Below are 1,062 nucleotides of genomic sequence, written 5' to 3'. Positions count from 1 at the left end.
CGGTGTGATTTGCCTCGTTCGTAACCCCGGTGTCCCGGCCGCTCGCCAGCGGCTCGGCGTACTGCCACAGCACCGTGTCCCCCTCGACGCCGCGGTACTGGAGCCGGACGTCGGTGGTGACGTTCACCGACCCGGTCTCGGCCGTGTGTTCGTACGCGTACGTCACGTCGAGCTCCCTGGTGAGGTTCACGTAGTATACCGGTCGGTCTCGGACGCGTTGCCCCTCCTCGAACACGAGGGAGTCGTTCGTGATCACCGCGCTGTGTTCGTACGCCGTCGACTCGCTCCACTGCTCGACGACGACCTCCTCGCGCTCGATGTCCTGCGTCGCGTGGACCTGATAGCTCCACCACCCGCCGACCGCGGCGAGGATGAGGAGTACGGCGAGGAGGACGCCGGACCACTTTTCGAGGACCGCGCGGATCCGGAGTGATTGATCGATGTCGCTCACGGAGGTGTCTCAACCGACGCTTTCCGCGGTGTCTCTGTTCTTTCCAAGCTCATCTATTCCACGTACGTTCCGGTCGAGTCCATCGAAACGACCTCGTCGAACAGGGGTTTGAGCGTATTGATCGCCTGCGGATCGCCTTCGAGGGGGTCGACGTGAAAGTGCGCGACTGCGTCTGTCTTGGTGAACGTACTGAGAAACACGTGGAGGAACCGGAACACGTTTTTGACGTCTCTGTAGTTCAGCAGGACGTTCAGCGAGTCATAGCAGACGCGGATCTCGCGGTCGTCGGTCGACCACTCCTGCGTGATCCTCGAGACGATGATCCCGAGCCGGGTGATGTCGTTCGGGTTGTTGATCTGCGTGGCCTCTACCGTTCCGTCGGCTGTGGGGGGAACCGACTGCGCGTACCCGACGGAAATCAGGTGAATCTGGTGCCCCTTCGACGCGATGTCCTCCAGGCGCTCGCTGTCCATCGGCTGGTAGCGGACGAGCAGCACGTACGGTTCGAGGTCGCTTCTGTGCCCGAACAGCAGCTCGTGACAGCCGTCTCGTGTCCGCTCCGACCGCGACTCTGACTGGATCAGCACGTTCGTTCCGCGATCGAACCGATC

General features: G+C 62.5%; 1 protein-coding gene and 1 pseudogene. Both read right to left on the bottom strand.

Translation table 11 applies throughout. The features are described 5' to 3' along the window. Positions 1-451: pseudogene (locus tag DVK07_RS19470) on the bottom strand (hypothetical protein); the annotation flags it as partial. Positions 452-504: 53 nt separating this feature from the next. Next, the coding region (locus DVK07_RS19465) for a hypothetical protein (RefSeq protein WP_121598509.1) at positions 505-1,062 on the bottom strand (558 nt) is incomplete at its 5' end.

Origin of the sequence: Halorubrum sp. Atlit-26R (assembly GCF_003666015.1) — an archaeon.
In the GTDB taxonomy this organism is placed as follows: Archaea; Halobacteriota; Halobacteria; order Halobacteriales; family Haloferacaceae; genus Halorubrum.
The sequence above is the reverse complement of the archived record's forward strand: the minus strand, read 5'-3'. Positions and strand labels throughout refer to the sequence as shown.